The sequence below is a fragment of the Paenibacillus sp. J22P218 genome, from assembly GCF_056269195.1.
Genome location: NZ_JBWDNL010000005.1, coordinates 399,256 through 420,655 on the forward strand (window position 1 = coordinate 399,256; position 21,400 = coordinate 420,655).

Below are 21,400 nucleotides of genomic sequence, written 5' to 3' on the forward strand. Positions count from 1 at the left end.
ATAAATCCTTCAAGTCGCAACCTTACTTCAGGCCACTCTCTTTCCATGATACTGTAATAGAAGGAAATACGTATAATGTCTTTTGAAAAATAATATATCTCCATCCATGGTATTATCAGATATCAATCACCATCACTTCTTGATTGTTTAAGATCCTTTATAATCAAATCAAGACGTTCAATAATTCTTTCATCGTTATCTAGTTTTTTCTTTGTATTAATTTCAATTCTTACAAGTGTAAAAAGAAAAGCCAATACAATCAGGATTGGAAAGATATATTCCAGCGTACTCTCCTCCTAAGCTAAAAAAGTCAGCCGATCGATTTGAAATTATATATTTTATAGTCGCCATTATCCGAAGAGTACTTCAGTACATTGCCATTCTCCGGGATCCCTCGAAAATATGCGCCAATACAACCAGTCGTACATCTGTGTCCAGCAATTACAATATTAACTTCTCTTGTTCCATATTCAATCTCAAGTTCTTTCATAAATCCAAAAACTCTCTTAACGAAATCATTAATATCTTCTACACCATTATAAATACCTGAGTCAGGTACTAACCCGGACATTTTCACCTCGTCTTTAAGTTGTTTATCAGCCTCGCCCAAATCAAATACATCAAGTCTTTGGTCAATCCTCGTTCTCATTCCAGTTACAATCTCTGCCGTTTGAATAGCCCTTTCTTGAGGGGAAGAATAGACATAATCAAATTTAATATTCCCGATTTTATCTCTTAAACATTCCGCTTGCTTAATGCCTTGTTCATTTAGTGGCAAGCCCTGTCTTCCTTGAAGTCTTCCTTCTTTGTTCAAATCGGTCTGTCCATGTCTTACAACATAAATCATAGTAAGTCCCCCTCCTAATAATGTTAATTATGCAGTCAAAGATCTACTACCATATGAATATCATTAGGCTCCTTATTATATAATTCTTCATCAATTTCAGAAGTTATCTTGCTTCCGTTGCTTTTATAAAAAGATACTGCGGATCTTGTTTCTGTCGAAGATATATATAAATATTTAGCTCCTCTTCTTCTCGCTTCCTCGCTAAGTATATTGAAAATTCTTCTTCCAATACCTTGTCTTCTATAATTTCTAGTTACAAACATGAGGTCGACTTGAAGCTGATTTAATTCTTTTCCCCTAAATTTATGCGCAAGAACACCAAATCCGATTAGTCTATCCTCATCAAATGCACCTATAGCCATGCCGCCGTTGTCTAACTCAAATAGAAAACGTTCTTGTATTTCATCCATCATCTCTTTGGTCCAAGTCGGACACTCATGACCTGACTCAATCTCCAATAATGAACCATTTCTTAGCTCGTAAATTAAATCAATATATTCGGATCGGTCTATTTCAAGCAATCTATCTACCTCAACCTGTTGCATCGTTTGATACGTTATCATCGTTGTCCCCCTGCTGCTAGTGCATTGATCTGACGTTAATTATTGAATAAACCTCTGCCAATAAAGTTTGCATTAACTGGTTGCTTTCCGATTTCCCGTGACCATATAGACAATTGGCCGATGTGATGAATTTCGTGGGCAATCACATGTCGCATGACTTCGCCGTATTTATGGGCCTCACGTTCCCCTTCATCCGTGATATCAATCATAATGCGGTCTTCCATGCTGTCATTCCAAGCATAGACAAATTTAGCAACTTCCGCGTGGCAACGGTCAGAGAAATCTATAATATGCTGCACACTAGCCACTTCCTCGAACGGTGGAATTTCAATCGCTTTTTCTTGTATTCCACCGCAGATCCAGCCGTACTCGACCGCAACAATGTGATACAGCGTAGGAAGGATATATCCTATGCCGCCTGTACGTTTCTTCAGCAGTTCTTCTTCACTCACCGTTTCGCACCATTTGAACCAATCATGGCGGACTTGCCAGTTATACTCGAATAGCTTCAACATGCTGCAGCCTCCTTAACTATTCATTCAGAGTTATTTGGTTTATATAATATTGAATACCGGCTCGATCTATATCTGAAAATTGTAGAGGATTATCTTCCAACATCTCTACTAAATCTCTTAGCTTGATCCACCTAATGCCTGCTGTTTCGTCTCCTGATTCCAGCAATTCTCCGGTTGCTTTACATCTGAAATAGTAACCAAGGGAATCTACCGGACCTTTTACAGTTTGAAATGCTACAAAAGGTTTAACACATTCTACCTCGAAGTAATTTCCTTCAGTAACGATTCTTAATTCTTCTCCTTCAATTTCCGAAAGATCCAAGCCGGTTTCTTCTTTCACTTCTCTTTTCAAAGCTTGTATTAATGATTCGAATGGTTCAATTCGCCCGCCAGGAAGTTCAATTGTTACTGGCTCATTCGGTTTTACTCTATTTTGAACTACGATTTCTATATGGCCATCAATATGTCTTTCAATGATTGCTCTTGTATTCACATAAAACATAATAATCAACCTCTCAGTAAGTCTTTTATCTTATAAATTCCTTTGTCCTACAAATTCTTCTTTATATTCATCTTGTGGATCCCATATCGACCAAGCAGCTTCTAATAGGTTGCCTTCATTATCTCTAAAATAAAAATATTTGGCTTCTCCAGCTCCAAGGCTATGTAAATCTTCAACGTTAATTCCTTTGTTCTTTAACAACTTATGGGTTCTTTCGATATCCGGGCAGTTTAGTGCCATTATCGGAAATGAGTTTCCATTCCTTTTTATTTCCAATGGTTGTTTATCTATGGTTTCAATTAGTAATAAAGCTATTGAATTCAAATGAGGATGATGTAAAACGGCTAAATAGGAACCTCGGTCCTGAAACTTCTGCATTATCTTAAAATCCAAATTCTCCGTGTACCATGCAATGGATGCATCGATTCTTGTTGTAGGTACATATACATATCCAATACGAGAAAATGAAAATTCACGCTCCACTGAAATCACTCCTTGGTCTTATGGTTTAAAGTTTTACTTTCTTTATTAGTAAGATGCCAAATGTGTTTGTGATCTATCAAATCATTGTAGTCAAGTTATCTTAGAAATCGAGCTTACCAATATCAGCTCCTATATTTTTATTGATAGAACGCCAGTTCTTCCAGACAATACAAATATACCACTACCTGTAAATATTGGTAATGGTATATTTGTATCTTTATTAATCTTTCCAGATCGGCCACCTTTATTGCTGTATGAAGATCTCCTCATGCTCTTAACTTATTTAAATTGTTCAATAATACTGGTATCGCATTATAAAAATAAAGAATTAGTTCTTTCATCTTATCCTCAAAATCAACGCTATCCGGAGCTCCAATCTTTACAGGAGTATTCCGCCCATTATAAATTTCATTGAACAGATAAATTTCCTTGTTGTACTCTTCCCTTACATACTCCTTATGTAAATCGCTCATCCCGATGATGTACTCATAGTTAATAAATGAATCTTCGTTGAACTGAGTTCTCTTAAACTCTGATGTATCTATACCCATGTCCTTCATAATTTGAAAATGAAGATTTGAGTACTTACTGATATCACTGCTAGCTCTTATTCCTGAAGAAGCAATAAAAACATCAGTAATATTGTTCTGCTTAAAATAACTTTTAGCGCAAAACTCAGCTATCACACTGCGAGTAAAATTATCTGTGCATAAGAACAAAATTTTCACACGAATCAACCCTTTCACGTTTATTGCTTCGATCTTCTTATACCGTCGTTGTGTGTTCAGGACTCCGAGAGGCTCTTGCCTTATAAAATATCCATGTCTTTAACAATGATTCTTTATCTTTATGTGTCGCTATTCTATTCCGATAATGGAAATCTTCCAATGATACTTTTAGCTTACCGGTTGGTACAACTGGCTCATGACAGATCCATTCATCAAATTGAATTTTCCCATGGCCTGACGTTACGAATTTATCTTTTGGAAGGATGTATACCATCCCTTCTGTCCAAGGCTTGTTCTTCATGGTGGATTCATTTATGGAATAAAAATGATATTTCTTGCTTCGGCCAACAATACAGCCATTTCTAAAACTTCCGATTAACCTGCTACGATTGAATATGGCAAAAAAAATGGACCAGATCGGGTCTGAGGATGAAAAAACGGCCTTCGTCATTTTACCGTTATATAGAGTTTGTTCGCGGGGTTCGAAGCATTCAATATTATGATTGTTAGAGCCATGAAAAACATAGTTACCATTCAAAGATAAATACATTAGGAATCGAGACTTTTGAAATGGTAACTGATCATTAATCAAACGCCCCTCTTTAATGGTTAGAGTTAATTCTTCGAATTGAGCAATCTCATCACTGGAAAATACCATTCTGGGAGATGAATATAACAAAATCGATAACAGAAATGAAATCATCTATTTGGACTCACCTTCTTATTCTGTTCTTGGCTCATCGTCATACTAGATTGTTTTTGGTGTATTACGATGTACGAGTTCTTGCAAAAAGGCATCCAGGTTTTCCATACAGCTTCTAAATCGCTAATCAGTATTTTTCGGTTGTAGTGCATTTCGTCGCAGTTTATTGTGTGTTTTAATGAGTCTGCCATATAAAAATATTTATCGTCATAACCTACAACCGGAACAAAGTGTAAATACCTTTTATCAGGAAAAACCTTTATGAACACAATAACCGGTATACCTTGAGCTATTTGCTTCTTTAACGTATTTGCATTACCAGAATAATAAGACACATCAAAACCAAGTTTTTTGAAAAATACGGTGATGCCCCTAGGGCTGACTGTTCCATCAAGCAACTTTCGAGGATACTTCCTATAAAGTTCGTTACCATCTGCTTCATTCCCAAAATGCCTCAGAATAAAAGCACTTGAAAATGCAGCACATTCATTGTTTTGCTGGATATCCATCCTATTCTCATTTTGAATACAATATGAACTAGGTATATCGCTTATATTTATCTTATCTCTCTTGGGCAATTTATAAAAATATGAAAGCACTGCGAAAACGAATACGAAGATTAGCAGCCAGTTAGCAATAATCGCCATTGGACCTCCTACCAAATCTGATTGACATGAATAGCGACTAAGAGCAGCTACATCAAGCGTTTCTCATAAAACACAATTGTCATTTTGTCATTAATTTGTTTTAGTTCCCCGGTCTTTTGATAACCTAGTTTTTCATAGAGATAACAATTGCCCTGCTCTTGTAATATTGTATCCAGCTCCCAAAGCCTCGCATCGTTATAAGTTTCTTCGATAATCGAAAATACCTTTTGAGCAATTCCTTTCCCTTGATATTCAGGCAAAATAAAGATTGGGCTGACGCGGTAGGTTTGATTCTCTTTTCTTACGATCCTAATTGCACCAACGGATAGATTTGAGCTTTTTATAATGTAATAGTCGGTGAACGATTGCTTTAATCGATCTATTATTCGTTCCAAAGATTCATTAGCAGGACTGGTATCATAATCCTGATATTTATTTAATAAAAGTTTGAATGCCTTGATTTGCATTTCGTGAATAAGAGATGCTTCATTAAGACCTGATTTGAATAACGTAATATCCATTTGATTTCCCCTTACGCTCAAATATTGTTATCGTCATGAAATTCAATACAAAACGGTTGCATTTCAGGTCTCAAACAGTACTCAATTCTTTGTCTAAAATCTTTCCAATCCACTTTCTCTAGCGCTTCTTCTATTGGAAAAAAGCCTGAATCCAAGCTTTCTTCCGAACGTATTAATTGTCCGCCTACAGGCTTCGCTAAAAACAGTGCGTTGCAAATTGAATTTCCTACGTTCTGAAATATTCCACAGAATTTAATAATTTCTATGTCGATCCCAGACTCCTCTTTCGTTTCTCTTATGGCTGCATGACTTAAGGATTCTCTTTCTTCAACTTGACCGCCAGGCATCTCCCAGCCTCTTCTTGGTCCTTTAATAAGTAACAATTCGTTTTTTTCATTTATTACAATGGCTGCTGCGGAAACAATATGCTTAGGTGGGTTCATAAGAGTCTCTCCCTACTTACTAGTATCTATTCCAGATTCGATTCCATCATATAGATGAAGTCTTCGACCCACAGAGAATCACACAATATATCTCCTGATTTCTTCATCATCCCATACTTGAACTTCAATATATCTCTCTGGTCCTTTATCCCCACTCTTGTTCCAGTCTTGCGGAAAACCGTATTCATTGATAATTTCTATAATTTCTTTCTTATTGAAGACTTGTTTACGGTATGGCTTTCCGTCTAAATATCTCATTGTTGGAAAGAGATCGCCATATGTAAAACTAATTGATTCTTCTAAAAACTTATCCCATGGTATCACGATCGCATCCGGATTCTTATACCATGTCTCAAGCCAATCACAAGCTCCTAATGTCATGTAATGAGGAAAAGAATTTTTGGGCTTTCCACCTTTTGCAATAAATTGATCGCGAGCTAAAAGCTCTAGTTCTCTTCGTATGACCATATAGTCATTCGTTCTCTGGCTTGCGAAAGTCTTTCCATCTCGTCTAATGCACTCAGAGACTTTATTCGCTTCACTCACAGAAAGTTCTGATAAGTTCTTAAACGGTCCTATATCTTTTTCAAAGTAATGATGCATATAGAGTGTCATGTGATTGTTCCTTTGCTTTGACATATCATTCGAAGATTTTATCTAACGTTATTGTTATTCTCAAAAAACAAATCATTTTTCAATGCGTAATAAAGCTCTTCAATCTTGTAAAGTGAACCTGGTGAAGCTTGGACGATAAGTTCAATGAATTGTGATCCCATCTCGTAAAAGGTAGTTCGACTGTATGGTTCATTCCTTCCTCCGTGATTCAAATTAATTCCCAGAAATAACTTGACCTGATTCTCAATATATCTTGCAAATCCTTCTTTCCATTCTTGCCAAACCATATAATCGACTTGCTCAGTAGTCAAGCACACTTTAAGTTTTCTTCTTGTCGAACCTATTAACTTGTCATCCTTCTTATCTAATCTTTCAAATAATGACCTTGTGATTTCTATGTACTGATTGTCCGCATAAGGGAATGGGTAATTTAATTCCCATGACTCACCTGTGTTTGCTGACCGTTTGGCTAAATCAATATGTTCCCTCAATTGCATTTCGCAAGTGTGAAACTGGTAACAATGCACAAACTCATGAAAAATAATCACTTGCTCACTAACCGTGTCAAACACCTCTCCAGTTACAACGACAACTACTTGATTCTGCATGGATTCCAGCGGAAAAGCAGCCCTTACACCTACTGGTAAATCCATGGTATCAGGTTCACTAAGTGATAAACTGTAACTTCCTTTCTTATATTCAAAGATGTGTAGCTGTTTATCCTCAACAATCGCAATCGGGAAATGTTCACTTAGCAATGGATGAATGCTTTTCACCTTGTCTTGTAGTTCTAGTAATGCTTTGAACTTATTCGAATATTTCAATGCAATATCCCTTTCCATTCAGCCACCCCTTAAATTCATTTTCACAAAATTTCCCCACTCCGAATGCAACTGATATGCCTCTCTGAGTCCCCCTAACTTCTGGCGGATCGAGGGCCCGAATCTCTATTCATTCCACAGTCTCGTTACTTCTTTTAATTCTAAATTTTCAAAACGTAATTTATAAATATCTGGTTTCTTTAATTGATTCAAAAAATCCAAACCATAACTTGAATCAAAATAATTCATCATCAAAGTCATTACAAGTCCATGTGTTCCAATAGCTACTTTTTTCCCAGAGTGTTCTTTTAATATGTCTTTTATCACTGATATCGATCTATTCTGGCAATCAGAATTAGACTCCCCACCCGGTAAAGAATAATCAAAATCATTAAATTTCCCGCTAATAACTGACATTAACTCAGCATTTCCGATAATTTCTCCAGCAAAATACCTTTCCCTGAGATCTTCAAATGTTTTGATTTCTAATCCTAAGTATTGTGCCAATCCCTCAATACTCAGGATTGCTCGGTTATACGGGCTAGATATAATAACATCTATTCCTTCTCCTTTAAGAATTTCTGTAACTTTCTCAACATCGCCCTTGCCCTTAGTGGTGAGTCCTCTTGTTCTTTCGGTTCCTTCATTGTATGGTGATTCAGCATGCCTAACCATATAGATAATGGTCTTCATAAATCCTCCTTGAAATGCTAACTTATTATATTACTGTGATTTCACAAAACGTTGTTGTATTCACGAACCCACAAGGCATAAAGGATTGCAACGACTGGGTGGGAACGGGTCGTTAGACTTAGGCTCGCATTGGTTGTCCGGCTGATTCTACCCTCGGTCCTATTGCAACGGTACGGACCAAGAGCGCAAGCCCGCAGCGTGAATACGGTGTTAAGCGATGTTGCCGACTTCTTTGATTCACTCTCAAAATTGTCGTCCTTTATTTTAGAGGTTTATATGCTTCCATAGCTTATTGATAATATGAGGCCCATAATCTTGAGGATACAAAATAATAGCAACACATATCGTAATTAATACAATCAATATCCAGATGATAACAGAAAAACTTCTTGTCCTATTCTTTGATATTCTAATTCCGATTAGTACTATAATTGAATTCAATAGAAAAGTAGCTGGCAGAGTTATGATTCGTCCAAGTCCGGTATGTGGATAGAATTTCAATAATAGATGCAAGGTTATGAGAGTGGGTAAAAAAAGAATTATAAAAATAACTATTCTAATTGTTAGAGATTTCAATAAGGCTCCTCCGTAAATAATCATTGAATTGATTAAAGTTAATCTCTTTACATAAATGGTTTAAATTATTGCCTTATAGATTTCTTCACTGAAGATTTCAGCAATTTCGCTTAACGTTATTGTATTCACTACGCCCCAATACCATAAGTCCCGAAAGGACGTCCGCGATGTCGCTAGGTGGTGCGGGTGTGTCCGGCTGAATATACTTCTCTGCTGCTGAGATACTTCTCCGAATCCACTCCTAACTCCGGCCGGACCGAAGGCAAATGATAGATGCGTGAATATGGTGTTATATTAAGTGCGAGCCATCTTGAGATAGCTTTCACTTAAATATCTTTTCAATGTTCTTTTGTTCATATGTCTTCATTCGTTCAACGATTTCCTGTCCAGATAGATGAATAATTTTATGATGATCCTCACAAATAAGCCATTGATATTTCTTAGAGACCAAAAAATATTCCCTTAGATGATTTAGTTCAGGAATTACTATTTCAAATATAGTATTTCGAGTACCTTCATATACCCACATCTTGTCATAAAGGTCTTCTACAATAAACCAGATATACTCATCTTCAATAATGTCTTTAATATGTTTATATGGCTGATCGACAAACCTAACTGAATATTTAGGTTCTTTAAGTCTATTCCATCCCCAATGTAATCCATGTGTATAATGATTCTTCACTAAGAATCGTAATTCAATATTATTTATAATATTTCTCCACTGGTCTTTCCTAACTTAAAATAGGTCTTCCCTGTCTATTTGAAGTTTCTTTATTAATTCTTCAATTTCCAGTCGAACTGATAAAGAGTCCATATAAAACTCCTTCAATTGATCTCATAAATTATCGATCTGCACGTATTTCATATAACGTAATTGTATTCACGACGTCCTACCACCTTAAGCCCGGAGGGCGGCCGCGATGCGGTTAGTCGGTGCGGATGTGTCCGGCTGCTCAGCCTCCCCGTAATCGCTCTGCCGGACCGAGGGCGAATGCTCGATGCGTGAATATGGTGTTATGCGATGTCTAAACCCTCTTGAACAACTCTCAAAATCAGATCTCTATGTATTTCATATTAATTTCTTTATTATTATTTATTCTCCAGAATTCATATTGTTCTATTCCTCCAACATTAATTCCTGAAATAAATGTTGGATCTAGGAATATCACTTGTTCATTCCTTAATCGAAACAAAATACTATCGCATGTAATTAAATCATCACTTTCTTCAAGGTTATAAAATGTGATACTCGATACAATATTGTTGATGGCAATAGGGTTTATCAACACTACATCGTTTATTGAAGATTTCGCTGGAAGAAAGTTCTCAACCGTATCGAATTTCTCTCTAATTGATGGTAAAGATTGAACTAAAGTAATTTTAAGTCTAGAGTATTGATTGATGGACTCGAACTCTATATATTCTTCTCCATATTGAAAATAAACAAATGTCTGCATCGGAGTGAATTCATATAAACCATCATCTTCTAAGTAAATAAAACCTATGAAATTAATATCATCAATTGGTTTGGATTTAATGAAGTTTATGAATTTATGCAGCATAGCCCTACTACCTCCAGATTTTAATAAGCTATTGCTTAGATTTCGCATAACGTTGTTGTATTCACGACGTCGATCCCCCTTAGATAGCTCCTATCTTAGGGGGATCGATGTGTCCGGCTGCTTCAGCTTCCCCGCAACAGATATGCTTCTTCGATTCAACATCTAACTTCTTGCCGGACCGAGGGCGAATGCCCGATGCGTGAATACATAACGTTCTTGTATTCACGAACCCTCACTAGTTTTAGGCGCGTTAGAGCCGGGGCCGATGGACTTAGCCAGTGCAGGGTTGTCTGCCTGAATCCTCTTCCTCGAAATGCCTCTGGCAAACCAAGGACCGTTAGGTCCTTAACGTGAATACGGTGTTAGGCGAAGTGCGTTCAGTTCAGCCCACAGAATCTGTTCTTATAGTTTGATTCTTTTGGATCTTCATAAATATTTCACTTGGTTTGAAAAGTTGTTTATGTATTATTTGTTCTTTTTGTTTTATAGGTAATTCAATCTCATAGAAACTGTAATTATGAGTATGGAATAAAATCTCTACTTCTTCGAATGAAAAGCGATCTTCATCCTCAAAAACTAAGTCTCCTAAGTTCCCCAAATTAATTCGTTCTAAAATTGAGCTAAACAACATAAAAAATTCTTCTGATCCAAGAAACCATTCACCTTTCAACTTATAATTATCTATCATTCTATGTAGTACTTTCTCAAGTCCAATAATTTCTTCTTCGTATTCCGAGATAACAACAAAGACATTAGTAATAGGATGAGGGCAACCAGTTTGTATGTTTTTAATTCTGTTATATAAGTTTCTTGACCTACCGATCTTAATAAATGAATCACTATTAAAAGAGCAAATTACAATATAGATTAGATAGGAACTGTTAAAGTTTATTCTGTTCAACTCCTCTAGCATTTCGCCTAACGTTGTGTATTCACGACGTCCCACTGACTTAAGGTGACGGCGAAGTCGCCGAGCGCGATGCGCTTAGTCGGTGCGGATGTGTCCGGTCCGACTGATTCCGCTTCTCTGCAACTGAAATGACACTCCGAGTCCACTTCTAACTTCGTACCGGACTGAGGGCAAACGCCCAATGCCTGAATATGGTGTTAAATGAAGTACAGGACCTCTTGATATACCTTAGACGCCTTAGCTCGTTCTAATTTTATTAATATAAAGATAGGGATCATCAATCGGTTCAATATTTAATAGATTTATTAATTTATTCGAGATGAAATTAAACTCTTCTTCCCTTTCAAATAAATCCTCTTTGAAGTTATCATTGTAGTGTTTTGTAAAATCTTCTTTGCTTTCATACCATTTAAATCCTTCGAGAACATAGAAATCTCTTATTGATAGGTACAACGAGAAAAACTCCTTAATATTTCTTGCTACTAAACTGATGGGGTCCCTCGAATCCATTGGCTGTATAAATAAGATTGGCGCTTCATCTAGATTCTCAATTGATCCGTTGAGCGTTGAAAACGCAAAATGATCCCCATCACACCCTGTCCATCCAAATATGACTGCATCTTCCGGCGTACAGTTATATCTATCCTCGTCGTTAAAGCTAATATAAAAGCCTAGGTAATCATCAAGTGATCCTTGTTGATTAGCTTGTAATTTCTCGTCAAGTTGAATAAGCTTCTTTAAGTATTCCGTTTTTGGATATTGATAAGTCATCTGTTGTTCCTCCTGTTTTTCATTGCTTATATTTCTTCTACCTACTTTAATTTAAGCTCCTTATCGTTCTGTTTCATTACAGATAGTTCCATATAAATCCCCTCCATTATACCATATTTGAAATTGTTGGAAATTAAAAAAGAGGCTTGTCAGAGCTATAACAAGCCCTGCAGCCTCCATATTCTTTCGGAGCCAATTCCTCTCCTCCCAGCTCCGATCCAATTCACTACCCCTTCACCGAACCAATCATGACGCCTTGCTCAAAGTACTTCTGGATGAACGGATAGACGAACAGGATCGGCAGTGTCGATACGATAATAACGCCGTATTTGATCTGGTCCGCATACTTCTGCGCATAACCTCCTGAAGCTCCCCCAGCACCAGCCCCGCCCGAGAACACCTGGTTGGACAGCAAGATGTCCCGCAGTACGATCTGAAGCGGCTGCAGCGTATTGCTTCTGACATAAATGAGCGCCGTGAAGAAATCATTCCAATGCGCCACCAGATAATAGAGGCCGATGACGGATATAACCGCCTTGGAGAGCGGCAGCGCAACCTTCATGAAGAAGCCGAAGTGCGAGCAGCCGTCCATCGCGGCCGCTTCGTACAGCTCCTTCGGTATGGAGCTTTCGAAGAATGTGCGCGTAATAATCAGATTGTACACGTTGACGCAGAACGGGAAGATGAATACCCACATCGTATTCGTCATGTGCAGGCCTTTCATTAGCAAGTAGGTCGGAATAAGTCCCCCGCTGAAAAACATCGTAATAACGAATACGAGCATCAGCACTCGCCGTGCGCGGAACTCCTTCCGCGACAATACATAGGCCGCAGGCAGCGTGAACAATAAGTTCACGAACGTGCCTAACGTCGTATACAAAATCGTATTTTTGTATCCTGTCCATACTCTCGAATCGCCCATGATCTCGTTATAGCCGAACGTGCTGAACCCCTTCGGGAATAACGTAACCTTGCCTGTAGCCACAAGCGTCGAGTCGCTGACGGAGGCGATAATGACGAAGTATAGCGGGTAAGCGACGATCAGGAAAACGAAAAGGCCTAACACGATGACGGCTGTATCGAACATTTTATCGCCTATGTTAATCTTGCGCGTGAATCCCATAGCGTTGCCCCCATTACCATAAGCTTATATTCGCGACTCGCCGCGAAATCGCATTGGCAGCGAATAAGAAGATAAAGTTAATTAGTGTATTAAACAAACCGATGGCCGAGGAGTAACTGATCTGGTTCGAAATAATACCTATCTTGTAGACGTACGTTGCGATAACTTCCGATACCGGCAGGTTGAGCGCATTTTGCATCAGAAACACTTTCTCGAATCCCGTCCCCAGAACGCTGCCCATGCTCAGCACGAGCAAAATAATAATCGTCGGCAGGATAGCCGGCAGATCGATATGGCGAATCGTTTGCCATCTGTTCGCGCCGTCAATCTTCGAGGAATCGTATAATTGCGGATCGACTGTCGATAACGCGGCCAAATAAATAATGCTGTTCCAGCCGCAATGCTGCCAAATATCGGACAAGACATAGACAGGCACGAACGTATTCGTTGAAGCAAGAACGTTCGTCTCCCCAATCCCCAGCGAGGACAGCAGATGGCCGATGATGCCCGAATTAGGAGAGAGCAGCACGTTCATCAGACCGACCATAACGACGATTGATATAAAATGAGGCAAATAAACGGTCGTCTGCAGCGTCTTTTTCGCCCGCTTCCATTTGACCTGATTAATGAGCAGCGCGAGCAATATAGGCGCCGGAAAACCGAGCACGATCGTAGCTAAGCTGATAATTATCGTGTTTTTCATCAAGTCGGCAAACATATAGCTGTCTATGAATTGTTTGAAGTAGAACAGTCCCCGAAATTCGCCGCCCGTAAGCCCCTTCGTGAAATCATAATCCCGGAAGGCCAGCTGAATGCCGTACATCGGAATGTAGTTGAAGAGGATAATGACGACGATAGCCGGCAGTATCATGAGCCATAGCTGATAGTCCCGAACGAACTCCAGGACGATCGACGGCCTCCTTCCGAGGCCGTTACTTATGTTTTTGCGAGTCAGTACTTTCGTTTGAGCGGCCATCATTCCCTACCCCCTTAACGCCTGAACCGAATGCCCCGACCGTCGTTATATAAAAATCGGAACGAAGCATTCGGCGACGCCATCGTTTGATTACTTGCTCATGTATTCGTCGTAATACTTCTGCATAATGTTAAGATTATCTTCGAGCCCTGTTTTCTTCACGTTGCTCAGGTAAGCATCCCACTCGGACTCGATACCGCCAGCCGTAATCCATTGCGCCCACTTAGCGAGCGCCAAGTTCATCAGATTCGTATTGTTAATGCCAAGCGTGCTGTTGTCCGCCGTGCTGTACTTGATGAACATGCTCGGCAATACGTCGTTCTCCTTGTCGACAGCGTCAAGCGCGGCCTGTAACGGTTCGGTCTGCTTGCCAACGGACTGCATGTCGGTGCCAAGCGTCAGGTTAAGAGAATCGGAGATGTACATCGGACCGTTATCGGCCCATGAGGACGTCCATTTCCAAGTGCCCGGATCCATGGCCGCATCGGCAGGAGGCAGGATCGCGTAGCTGCCGTCGCCTTTGTCCTCAATATTCGTGCCAAGCGAGCCGAACAATACTTGCATACTCACCTTCGGATCATACAGCTCATTGATGAATTTCATCGCAGCCTCTTTGTTCTTCGTGCCCGCCGACATCGTAACCATATTCGTGCCGTAGTTGAGCGCGTTGAAATCATAGTCCCATGATACTTGTTCCGATTGATTCGCTGTTGCCTTAAGCGGCGACATGAACGAATACTGCGGGGCAAGCGTATTGCCTACGCGGTCCGTTATTTCCCAGCCCCAAGTGAAGCCGACCGCCGCCGTATCGCCATTGCCGCGAGCAACCGATTGGTACTTCGTATAGTCTTGCGTGAATGCTTCCTTGCTAATAAGACCCGCGCTGTACAGCTTGTTCAGGAATGTCACAACCTGCTTATAGCGGTCGTCTACGAGGAAGTTCTTCACTTTGCCGTCCTCGACGAAATACCCGAAGCCGCTCGCGTCCGTCAATGTAATGCCTAGACTTCCGAGCAGCACCGTCGGCATGAAGAAGCCGAAGGCTACCGTTCCCGTTGGCGCGAAGTCCATCGGAATTTCATCGCTCGGATCGCCGTTGCCGTTCGCGTCCTTCTCCTTGAAGGCGAGTAGAACGTCGTACAGCTCATCCCATGTCGTCGGCATTTGCAAGCCGAGATTATCGAGCCACTTTTGGTTAATGAACTGTCTCGTTGCCGTTCCCGGCCAGAACCGCTGATACTTCGGAAGACCGTAGATTTTGCCGTCGAGCTGCGTTGCGATAACCTTCGTTTCCGGCTTCTCGGAGAACATCGTCTGCACGTTCGGCGCGTTTTTCTCCACGAGCTCCGTCAGATCCTGGAACAAGCCCGGGAACTGCGCGAAGTCCGCATCGGTAATCGCGTTCGGTCCGACGATGAGATCCGGAACGTCGCCGCTTGCAAGCAGCGCGCCTTTCTTCTGATCCCAGTCCGCCGTAACCTCCTGCCATTCGATGTCAACGCCCGCTCTATCCTCTGCATCCTGGAGCCACTTCATCTTCGACAGCTCCTGCGTCAGCGGATGCTTCGTAATAATCGCTGTCAGCTTCACTTTACTGCCGGAAGCTCCTTCCGTGCCTGCATTCGTGCCTGCATTATTATCTGTATTGTTCGAACTGCACCCCGCTATTATTGTCGTCGCTATGAGAGATAAGCTAAGCAAACCTGCAACTGCTTTTTTCATTAAAGTTCCTCCAGTTTTTCGGTTATAGGACCGCCTTCAGAAACAAGTCGTCACGCTGCAGCGAATGACAACCTTAGATTAGCAAACGCTTTCATTTACAACAATTCGGAAAATCATTGGATTAGGAGCTTTTTATTGGGTTCGGTTTCAGGGAGAGTCGGGGACGGTGCTGGATGGAGTGGCATAGAAGGTGGACAGTGTCGTTTTGGGAAACTATTTACGGGGGAAGTGAGTGACTGCCTCATTTAGTTCGATTTCAGGACTCTAATGGGGCGGTTTATGCTTGATGAGGAAAAATGCCTTGATTAATTCGACGATATGCCGTTAAACGCGCAATTCGGCTGAACATCCCGAGTTAGTTCGACGAAATGCCGCTATTGAGGTTAGGATGCTGGTAATGCCCGGTATAGCTGATTGATGATCAAACACCAACATTTCCGCGCATAGTGTCGTTCTGAGAAACTAATTTGAGGTTTGCCGCTAAAGGGCTGGGGAGGGACGGATAAAAGGGTGGAACAGGGGAAGAAGTGAGGCTATATTCATTCATATTGAGGCTGTCCTCATACAATTGAAGGCAAATCTAGCTGTATTACAAAAATAATGAGGCAAACCTCACTTGCCATGAACCTAAGTTCACGAGCAGTGAGGTTTGCCTCATGCAATTGCGCGATCATGCCGAAATCGGTCATAAATAGTGAGGTTCTCCTCACTATTTAGTGAGCTCCCTCATAACGCAGAAGCAGCAGTTCCCTCCCCAACCTCCGATTTCCGATCCCACTATTCCATCTCCTCCCGTTCACGGATATGTCCCCTTAAACTCGGCGCTAATCTTCGGCATGATGCTCTCGAACGCCTCTTTGACGCTTTTTTTGCCAAGAAAAATTTGATCCAGCGCAGGATTTAATATGGCATTGATCTTCTCAATATTTTTCACATAGTAATCGTACGAATTGACTCCGTTCTCCAGCGTCTGCCGCATGACGGCATCCTCATACCCTTCGGCATGGCCGGGAGTGACGGTCGCCCACTTGTCGATCAGCTCCTGCTTCGTATAATAATCCTTCGCGATCGGCATCCATAAGCCGCTTGCATGCATATCGAGGGCGCTTTCCGCATCGAGCAGCCATTTGTAGAACAGCCACGCTTCCTTCGGGTGCTTCGTCGACTGGGACATCACGACGGGCTCGCCGAATTGGACCGTCACGCTCCTCTTCAGCATCGGCAGCACGCCAACGCCATAGTCGATCCCCGTCGCCGCAAGATCGAGCTGAACCCACTGGCCGTTCATATCCATCGCCACCTTCTTGCTCTGAAGCGCGATATCCGGCGTAGGCAAGCTTTTCTCCTGAATCGGGGACGGTGCTACATGATGGACGTAGATTAGATCCGCCAACCGCTGCACAGCCTCGATGACAGCCGGTTCATCGAGATTGAGACCGCTTCCATCCTCCTTGATGACGCTCGCCTCGTTCGAGGGTACGAACAAATGCCATGCCCATGCATTGAAGCGCACGCCGTATTGCTTAATCTCACCGGGGTTGAAGCTTGGCGACAACGCGTTGTTGCCGTCCTCGTCAAGCGTCAGCCGCTTGGCATAATGAACGAATTCGTCCCATGTCCATGCATCCGCCGCACGAGAAGGGGGCAGCTCTACGCCTGCCTCCTCGAACATTTGCTTATTATAGTAGAGAGCGAACGATTCTTCCGTTGCCTTAATTCCCGCAACCTTGCCCGGAGCCCAGTACATGATTGCATTGGGGATTAACATATCTTCATTAATATCCTCGTCTTGCCCCAGAAACTCGTTCAGATTGTATATTTTCCCTTGTTCCGCCCATTGCAGCGCCGTGTGCTTGTACAGCACGAATACATCAGGCGCTTTGTTCGCGGCGTACAGCGTCGTCAACCGCTTCACATAATCGCCCGGCACGAACAAATAATTGACCGTGATCCACGGGTACTTCTCCATAAACTTTGCGACGATCCGCTCCTGCACCTGTTTCTCGTTCGGCGATCCCCAAGACGCATACGTCAGCGTGACCCTTTCATGGCCGTCGAACGTGAACGGGTCGTTGCCTGCACCCGAATCCCCATCCGAACTTCCGCCGTTTCCGCCTTCCACGAAACTGCAGCCCGACGCCCCAAGCATGGCGCAAATCATAAGCAACCATACGAATCTGAATCTCATCGTCTTCATCTCCGTTGTCCCCCCGTCCGCGACCCCATACGAATAACGACTCTGGTGCCTTTCCCTGCAAGAGAGTAGATGTCGATCCCCTGACTGTTCCCGTACAACAGCTTAATGCGCTTCTCTACATTGGGCATGCCTGTAGATCCGCTCTCGCCGGACTTCATCCGATCCATGGCATCTCTGCCAAAGCCAGCCCCGTTATCTTCCACGGAAAACATCACTTGATCGTCCTCGCACCAGCCTTTGACGGCAATGACTCCACCTTGCTCAAACTCCGCGAATCCGTGAATAATGGCGTTCTCGACGAACGGCTGCAGGAACAGCTTCGGCACCATCATCTCCTGCAAACTCTCATCCACCTCGAAGCTCACCTGGAACTGATTCTGGAATCGGCTTGCCATGATGAAAATATATTTCTCCAGCCAATCGAGGTCCGTTCGCAGCGGCCATGTCTCGTTTTTGTTGCGCGTAGACGTTTGCAGCATCTCGGCCAAGTTGCGCATGATCGTGCTGATTTCCTCTTGCCCGTTCTCGACCGCTATCCAATACATGGTCGTCAGCGTGTTGTATAGAAAATGAGGATTAAGCTGCAGGTTCAGCGCCATCAGCTCCGCTTCCTTTTCCCTAAGCCTTGAAGCATAGTTTTCCTCGATTAAGGTCTGAATTCTTCCGTTCATATGATTGAACATCCGGGTCAGCTGACCGAGTTCATCGCGCCCCTTCTCGGGAATGCGAATATCGAAGTTGCCTCGCTCAACCATCTTCATCGCTTTTTTGATCCGAATGATCGGCTTCGTAATGAAGATCGACATCAGGTAAGCAAGCAGCGCCGATACAAGCAGCATAACCGCCAGAAAAAGAACCGATACCGATTGCAGAGACTTTAGCCCGTACAGCGCGTCCTCGACCGGAATTTCGACGAAGGACATCCAGCCCGTGCTCTCCATTTTGTCGAAGTTAATGAGCATTTCCTTGCCGTCGATCACTTTCTCGAAGCTGCCGTCCCCGAGCCTGTAGGCCTCCTCGAGCCACGGCGGGGCCTCACGGCTTGTCTCCTGCTCATGCACCGAGTGAACGATCACGTCGCCCTTCGGGCTCACGATGCCATAGGATAGATTGCGGTATTCATTCTTGCCCGCGTAATCCGCGAACAGCTTGCCGAAGTCGTCCGTCGTAAAATTAATCATCAGAATCGGCCGCTCGATCCCCGGCGGGAGCGTATGGAAGATGCCTTCCTCGTCGATATAGGTGAGGTTGAGTTCCTTAACGGCAGAGATGAGATGGCTGTACTCGAAGGAAACGGTCTCCATATGCCGGTCCTTGAACGTCTTGGCGAAGTCGTACGTCGGCATCCAGGCGAGATCGCCCTGAGCCCGCTCGGCGAGCAGGTGCAGCTCCGAATTGAAGAAGCCCGCGGACGGCACGTACATCCTCGCCCCGTTCCCGAACGTATAGTCCCGCGTTACGATGAAGGAAGCATAGATGTCGTCATTGCCCCCGAAATATTGGAACAGCAGTTCCGTCAGGCGGCGGTCGGCCTTCAATAACGATTCGTTATCCGACATTTTCAGCCCGATCATGATCTGATAGAGCTCGCTATCGACAGGCAAGACGTCGCTCTTGCCCCGTATCGCCTCCAGCTTCTCGTCCAGCAGCTGGTTGTTGTTCAGCACGACGTTGCCCAGACTGCTCCTCACGTTCATAAGCATGTTGCTGGCGCTGATCTGGTAGTACGTGAATCCTAGAATAAGAATAATGATGCTGACAAGCAGAAAATAAGAAACGATCAGCTTAATGCGGAACTTGGCATTGGCGACCAGAGCTGCAAGCTTTCGAATCAAGAGCATAGGCTGACCTCATTTGCGGGTTAGGTAGTGGCGAACATTCTGCGGAACTCCTCCGGCGAGTAGAGAAACGTTTTTTTGAATACTTTGTTGAAATATTTGATGTCCTTGTAACCGACCTGCTTGGCTATATCAGCCACTCGCTTATCCGATTCTAGCAGCAGGGAGCGCGCTTTCTGCATACGCAGCTTTACAAGGAAATCGGTGAACGATATGCTGAAATGATTTTTGAACAGGATGCTGAAATAAGAAGCGTTATAGAAAAAATGCTGCGCGACGACCTCGAGTCCGAGATCCTCATGCAGATTGTCCTCGATATATTCGCGGCACTTCTGCATAATCAGCTCGCTTCGCGAGCCCTTGTCCTTCTTCATCTGATTAACGATGTCGCCGAGCAAGCTGGACGCTGTCGCCTTCGTTGCTGTAAGCGAATCCGTCGCAAGCAATTGCTCTTCGATCTCGCGGCCAAGCGACGCATAATGGCGATCGTCCATAACCGTCTCTGCCTGCTTCAAGCAGGAGAGCAGCAATTGAATCGAATTGCATTTCATGCGGAACGGAGAAGGTCTGGCAGCCGCCAGCTTATCCAATATCGCCATGCACTCTTGAATCGATTGCTCGACCTGACCTCCGGCTACCGCCTGCTCCAGCCGGCCGTTTTCCTTCACGCTGATGCTGCCCGTCGGGCAGCTTCCGATCTCAGCGCGCAGCTGCTCCGCGGACACCCATCTGCCATCGCGAAAATAATACAAATATTCAAGCGCCATCGCCGCGCGCTCGTGGCAATCCTTCATATCCATCTCGAGCTGATGCGTTTCATGGCCGATACCCGCGCCGATCGATTTATCATGCACGGTCTCCAATCCCGCAAGAGCCTGCTGAAGCTGCTTCAGCCCATCCGCGGCTTGCGCGCCCGTCTTCCACTGAACAATGATATACAGCTTGTTTCGCTCATGCTCGGGAGCGAGCATATACGTCATGGCCCATCTGCCAAGCGCCTGTGCTGCCGCCCGCTTCAGGATGCTCCGCCACTCCAAGCTTCCTTCCGAAGCCTGCGTGCAATGCGACTCCAAGATCAACACCGTTCCATGTCCTCGAATGTCGAAGTGCTGGTCGATTTCCTTCTTTTCTGCTGTCTCCAGCTCACCCGTCATCCATTTGAATAGCAGATGCTCCAGATAGATCGGCTTCGTATGAGCCAGTTCCTCCGTCAACTGCCGCGTCTCCGCGATGGCCGAACTCTCTTGGAGGAGCTGATTCTCCAGCTCCAGCAATACGCCGTCGAGATTTTCCGCGCTCACGGGCTTCACCAAATAATCTTTTGCCCCAAGCCGGATCGCCTTTCGGGCATAATCGAATTCATGGTATACGCTTACAAAAACGATTTTAGGTTCTTTCGGGCATGACTTGCCCAGCTCTGCGGCGAATTCAAGGCCGTTCATAATCGGCATCTGAATATCGGTAAAGACGATGTCGAGCTGTCTGCCTCTCGCGTACTCGAGCGCTTCCTTGCCGTTCTTCGCTTCGCCGACTCTGTAGTCGGGACGCAAGGAGCGAACCATGGCCGCAAGCCCGCGCCTCTGCCTAGGCTCGTCATCGACGATCAACACTTCCATCTTATCCGAAGGCATACGCATCCCC

General features: G+C 43.3%; 22 protein-coding genes and 1 pseudogene. All 23 read right to left on the reverse strand.

Annotated elements, in window-relative coordinates:
* Positions 1-310: 310 nt before the first annotated feature.
* The 23 genes and pseudogenes from AC0YN0_RS22855 to AC0YN0_RS22965 all read right to left on the reverse strand — a co-directional run bounded on the left by AC0YN0_RS22855 (position 311) and on the right by AC0YN0_RS22965 (position 21,390).
* The gene (locus AC0YN0_RS22855; protein WP_475823330.1) at positions 311-847 is read right to left on the reverse strand and encodes a histidine phosphatase family protein; all 537 of its coding nucleotides are present in this window, start codon (positions 845-847) and stop codon (positions 311-313) included.
* Positions 848-882: 35 nt separating this feature from the next.
* On the reverse strand, positions 883-1,410 hold the full coding sequence (locus AC0YN0_RS22860) for a GNAT family N-acetyltransferase (protein WP_475823331.1): 528 nt from the start codon (positions 1,408-1,410) through the stop codon (positions 883-885).
* A 35-nt stretch (positions 1,411-1,445) separates the two neighbouring features.
* Entirely contained in the window at positions 1,446-1,925 is a 480-nt protein-coding gene (locus AC0YN0_RS22865) for a DinB family protein (RefSeq protein WP_475823332.1), read from the reverse strand.
* 16 nt (positions 1,926-1,941) lie between these two features.
* On the reverse strand, positions 1,942-2,427 hold the full coding sequence (locus tag AC0YN0_RS22870; protein WP_475823333.1) for an NUDIX hydrolase: 486 nt from the start codon (positions 2,425-2,427) through the stop codon (positions 1,942-1,944).
* A 30-nt stretch (positions 2,428-2,457) separates the two neighbouring features.
* Positions 2,458-2,910 (reverse strand): VOC family protein, encoded by a 453-nt coding sequence (locus AC0YN0_RS22875; protein ID WP_475823334.1) that lies wholly within the window; start codon positions 2,908-2,910, stop codon positions 2,458-2,460.
* Between the two features lie 266 nt (positions 2,911-3,176).
* Positions 3,177-3,656: an arsenate reductase/protein-tyrosine-phosphatase family protein gene (locus AC0YN0_RS22880; protein WP_475823335.1), complete on the reverse strand. Its 480-nt coding sequence runs from the start codon at positions 3,654-3,656 to the stop codon at positions 3,177-3,179.
* Between the two features lie 19 nt (positions 3,657-3,675).
* A complete protein-coding gene (locus tag AC0YN0_RS22885; protein ID WP_475823336.1) occupies positions 3,676-4,341 on the reverse strand; it encodes a hypothetical protein in 666 nt (221 codons plus the stop codon).
* On the reverse strand, positions 4,338-4,988 hold the full coding sequence (locus AC0YN0_RS22890; protein ID WP_475823337.1) for a cysteine peptidase family C39 domain-containing protein: 651 nt from the start codon (positions 4,986-4,988) through the stop codon (positions 4,338-4,340). The genes AC0YN0_RS22885 and AC0YN0_RS22890 overlap by 4 nt, the downstream gene beginning before the upstream one ends.
* Before the next feature lie 47 nt (positions 4,989-5,035).
* Positions 5,036-5,509: a GNAT family N-acetyltransferase gene (locus AC0YN0_RS22895; RefSeq protein WP_475823338.1), complete on the reverse strand. Its 474-nt coding sequence runs from the start codon at positions 5,507-5,509 to the stop codon at positions 5,036-5,038.
* Between the two features lie 17 nt (positions 5,510-5,526).
* On the reverse strand, positions 5,527-5,952 hold the full coding sequence (locus AC0YN0_RS22900; protein WP_475823339.1) for an NUDIX hydrolase: 426 nt from the start codon (positions 5,950-5,952) through the stop codon (positions 5,527-5,529).
* Between the two features lie 78 nt (positions 5,953-6,030).
* A complete protein-coding gene (locus AC0YN0_RS22905) occupies positions 6,031-6,567 on the reverse strand; it encodes a hypothetical protein (RefSeq protein ID WP_475823340.1) in 537 nt (178 codons plus the stop codon).
* Positions 6,568-6,605: 38 nt separating this feature from the next.
* Positions 6,606-7,409: a hypothetical protein gene (locus tag AC0YN0_RS22910; protein WP_475823341.1), complete on the reverse strand. Its 804-nt coding sequence runs from the start codon at positions 7,407-7,409 to the stop codon at positions 6,606-6,608.
* A gap of 105 nt (positions 7,410-7,514) precedes the next feature.
* Complete coding sequence (locus AC0YN0_RS22915; protein WP_475823342.1) at positions 7,515-8,081, reverse strand: histidine phosphatase family protein; 567 nt, start codon at positions 8,079-8,081, stop codon at positions 7,515-7,517.
* An 898-nt stretch (positions 8,082-8,979) separates the two neighbouring features.
* A pseudogene (locus tag AC0YN0_RS22920) lies at positions 8,980-9,384 on the reverse strand (DUF6756 family protein); the annotation flags it as partial.
* A gap of 328 nt (positions 9,385-9,712) precedes the next feature.
* Entirely contained in the window at positions 9,713-10,222 is a 510-nt protein-coding gene (locus tag AC0YN0_RS22925) for a hypothetical protein (protein WP_475823343.1), read from the reverse strand.
* Positions 10,223-10,604: 382 nt separating this feature from the next.
* Positions 10,605-11,168: a GIY-YIG nuclease family protein gene (locus AC0YN0_RS22930; protein ID WP_475823344.1), complete on the reverse strand. Its 564-nt coding sequence runs from the start codon at positions 11,166-11,168 to the stop codon at positions 10,605-10,607.
* 201 nt (positions 11,169-11,369) lie between these two features.
* On the reverse strand, positions 11,370-11,903 hold the full coding sequence (locus AC0YN0_RS22935; protein ID WP_475823345.1) for a hypothetical protein: 534 nt from the start codon (positions 11,901-11,903) through the stop codon (positions 11,370-11,372).
* A gap of 226 nt (positions 11,904-12,129) precedes the next feature.
* Positions 12,130-12,990: a carbohydrate ABC transporter permease gene (locus AC0YN0_RS22940; RefSeq protein WP_475823483.1), complete on the reverse strand. Its 861-nt coding sequence runs from the start codon at positions 12,988-12,990 to the stop codon at positions 12,130-12,132.
* Positions 12,991-13,039: 49 nt separating this feature from the next.
* Positions 13,040-13,897: an ABC transporter permease gene (locus AC0YN0_RS22945; protein WP_475823484.1), complete on the reverse strand. Its 858-nt coding sequence runs from the start codon at positions 13,895-13,897 to the stop codon at positions 13,040-13,042.
* Positions 13,898-14,092: 195 nt separating this feature from the next.
* Entirely contained in the window at positions 14,093-15,724 is a 1,632-nt protein-coding gene (locus AC0YN0_RS22950; RefSeq protein WP_475823346.1) for an extracellular solute-binding protein, read from the reverse strand.
* Positions 15,725-16,520: 796 nt separating this feature from the next.
* Positions 16,521-17,921, reverse strand: a complete 1,401-nt coding sequence (locus tag AC0YN0_RS22955; RefSeq protein ID WP_475823347.1) for an ABC transporter substrate-binding protein — start codon at positions 17,919-17,921, stop codon at positions 16,521-16,523.
* Complete coding sequence (locus AC0YN0_RS22960) at positions 17,918-19,762, reverse strand: sensor histidine kinase (RefSeq protein ID WP_475823348.1); 1,845 nt, start codon at positions 19,760-19,762, stop codon at positions 17,918-17,920. The genes AC0YN0_RS22955 and AC0YN0_RS22960 overlap by 4 nt, the downstream gene beginning before the upstream one ends.
* A gap of 20 nt (positions 19,763-19,782) precedes the next feature.
* The gene (locus AC0YN0_RS22965; protein ID WP_475823349.1) at positions 19,783-21,390 is read right to left on the reverse strand and encodes a response regulator transcription factor; all 1,608 of its coding nucleotides are present in this window, start codon (positions 21,388-21,390) and stop codon (positions 19,783-19,785) included.
* Between the last annotated feature and the right edge of the window lie 10 nt (positions 21,391-21,400).

Bases quoted from the DNA above. Each gene is read 5' to 3' on its own strand.
- AC0YN0_RS22950 (WP_475823346.1), bottom strand. From the start codon at position 15,724: ATGAAAAAAGCAGTTGCAGGTTTGCTTAGCTTATCTCTCATAGCGACG.
- AC0YN0_RS22935 (WP_475823345.1), bottom strand. From the start codon at position 11,903: ATGACTTATCAATATCCAAAAACGGAATACTTAAAGAAGCTTATTCAA.
- AC0YN0_RS22890 (WP_475823337.1), bottom strand. From the start codon at position 4,988: ATGGCGATTATTGCTAACTGGCTGCTAATCTTCGTATTCGTTTTCGCA.
- AC0YN0_RS22895 (WP_475823338.1), bottom strand. From the start codon at position 5,509: ATGGATATTACGTTATTCAAATCAGGTCTTAATGAAGCATCTCTTATT.
- AC0YN0_RS22885 (WP_475823336.1), bottom strand. From the start codon at position 4,341: ATGATTTCATTTCTGTTATCGATTTTGTTATATTCATCTCCCAGAATG.
- AC0YN0_RS22860 (WP_475823331.1), bottom strand. From the start codon at position 1,410: ATGATAACGTATCAAACGATGCAACAGGTTGAGGTAGATAGATTGCTT.
- AC0YN0_RS22915 (WP_475823342.1), bottom strand. From the start codon at position 8,081: ATGAAGACCATTATCTATATGGTTAGGCATGCTGAATCACCATACAAT.
- AC0YN0_RS22910 (WP_475823341.1), bottom strand. From the start codon at position 7,409: ATGGAAAGGGATATTGCATTGAAATATTCGAATAAGTTCAAAGCATTA.
- AC0YN0_RS22870 (WP_475823333.1), bottom strand. From the start codon at position 2,427: ATGTTTTATGTGAATACAAGAGCAATCATTGAAAGACATATTGATGGC.
- AC0YN0_RS22960 (WP_475823348.1), bottom strand. From the start codon at position 19,762: ATGCTCTTGATTCGAAAGCTTGCAGCTCTGGTCGCCAATGCCAAGTTC.
- AC0YN0_RS22940 (WP_475823483.1), bottom strand. From the start codon at position 12,990: ATGTTCGATACAGCCGTCATCGTGTTAGGCCTTTTCGTTTTCCTGATC.
- AC0YN0_RS22965 (WP_475823349.1), bottom strand. From the start codon at position 21,390: ATGCCTTCGGATAAGATGGAAGTGTTGATCGTCGATGACGAGCCTAGG.
- AC0YN0_RS22905 (WP_475823340.1), bottom strand. From the start codon at position 6,567: ATGACACTCTATATGCATCATTACTTTGAAAAAGATATAGGACCGTTT.
- AC0YN0_RS22955 (WP_475823347.1), bottom strand. From the start codon at position 17,921: ATGAAGACGATGAGATTCAGATTCGTATGGTTGCTTATGATTTGCGCC.
- AC0YN0_RS22925 (WP_475823343.1), bottom strand. From the start codon at position 10,222: ATGCTGCATAAATTCATAAACTTCATTAAATCCAAACCAATTGATGAT.
- AC0YN0_RS22900 (WP_475823339.1), bottom strand. From the start codon at position 5,952: ATGAACCCACCTAAGCATATTGTTTCCGCAGCAGCCATTGTAATAAAT.
- AC0YN0_RS22855 (WP_475823330.1), bottom strand. From the start codon at position 847: ATGATTTATGTTGTAAGACATGGACAGACCGATTTGAACAAAGAAGGA.
- AC0YN0_RS22945 (WP_475823484.1), bottom strand. From the start codon at position 13,897: ATGATACTGCCGGCTATCGTCGTCATTATCCTCTTCAACTACATTCCG.
- AC0YN0_RS22865 (WP_475823332.1), bottom strand. From the start codon at position 1,925: ATGTTGAAGCTATTCGAGTATAACTGGCAAGTCCGCCATGATTGGTTC.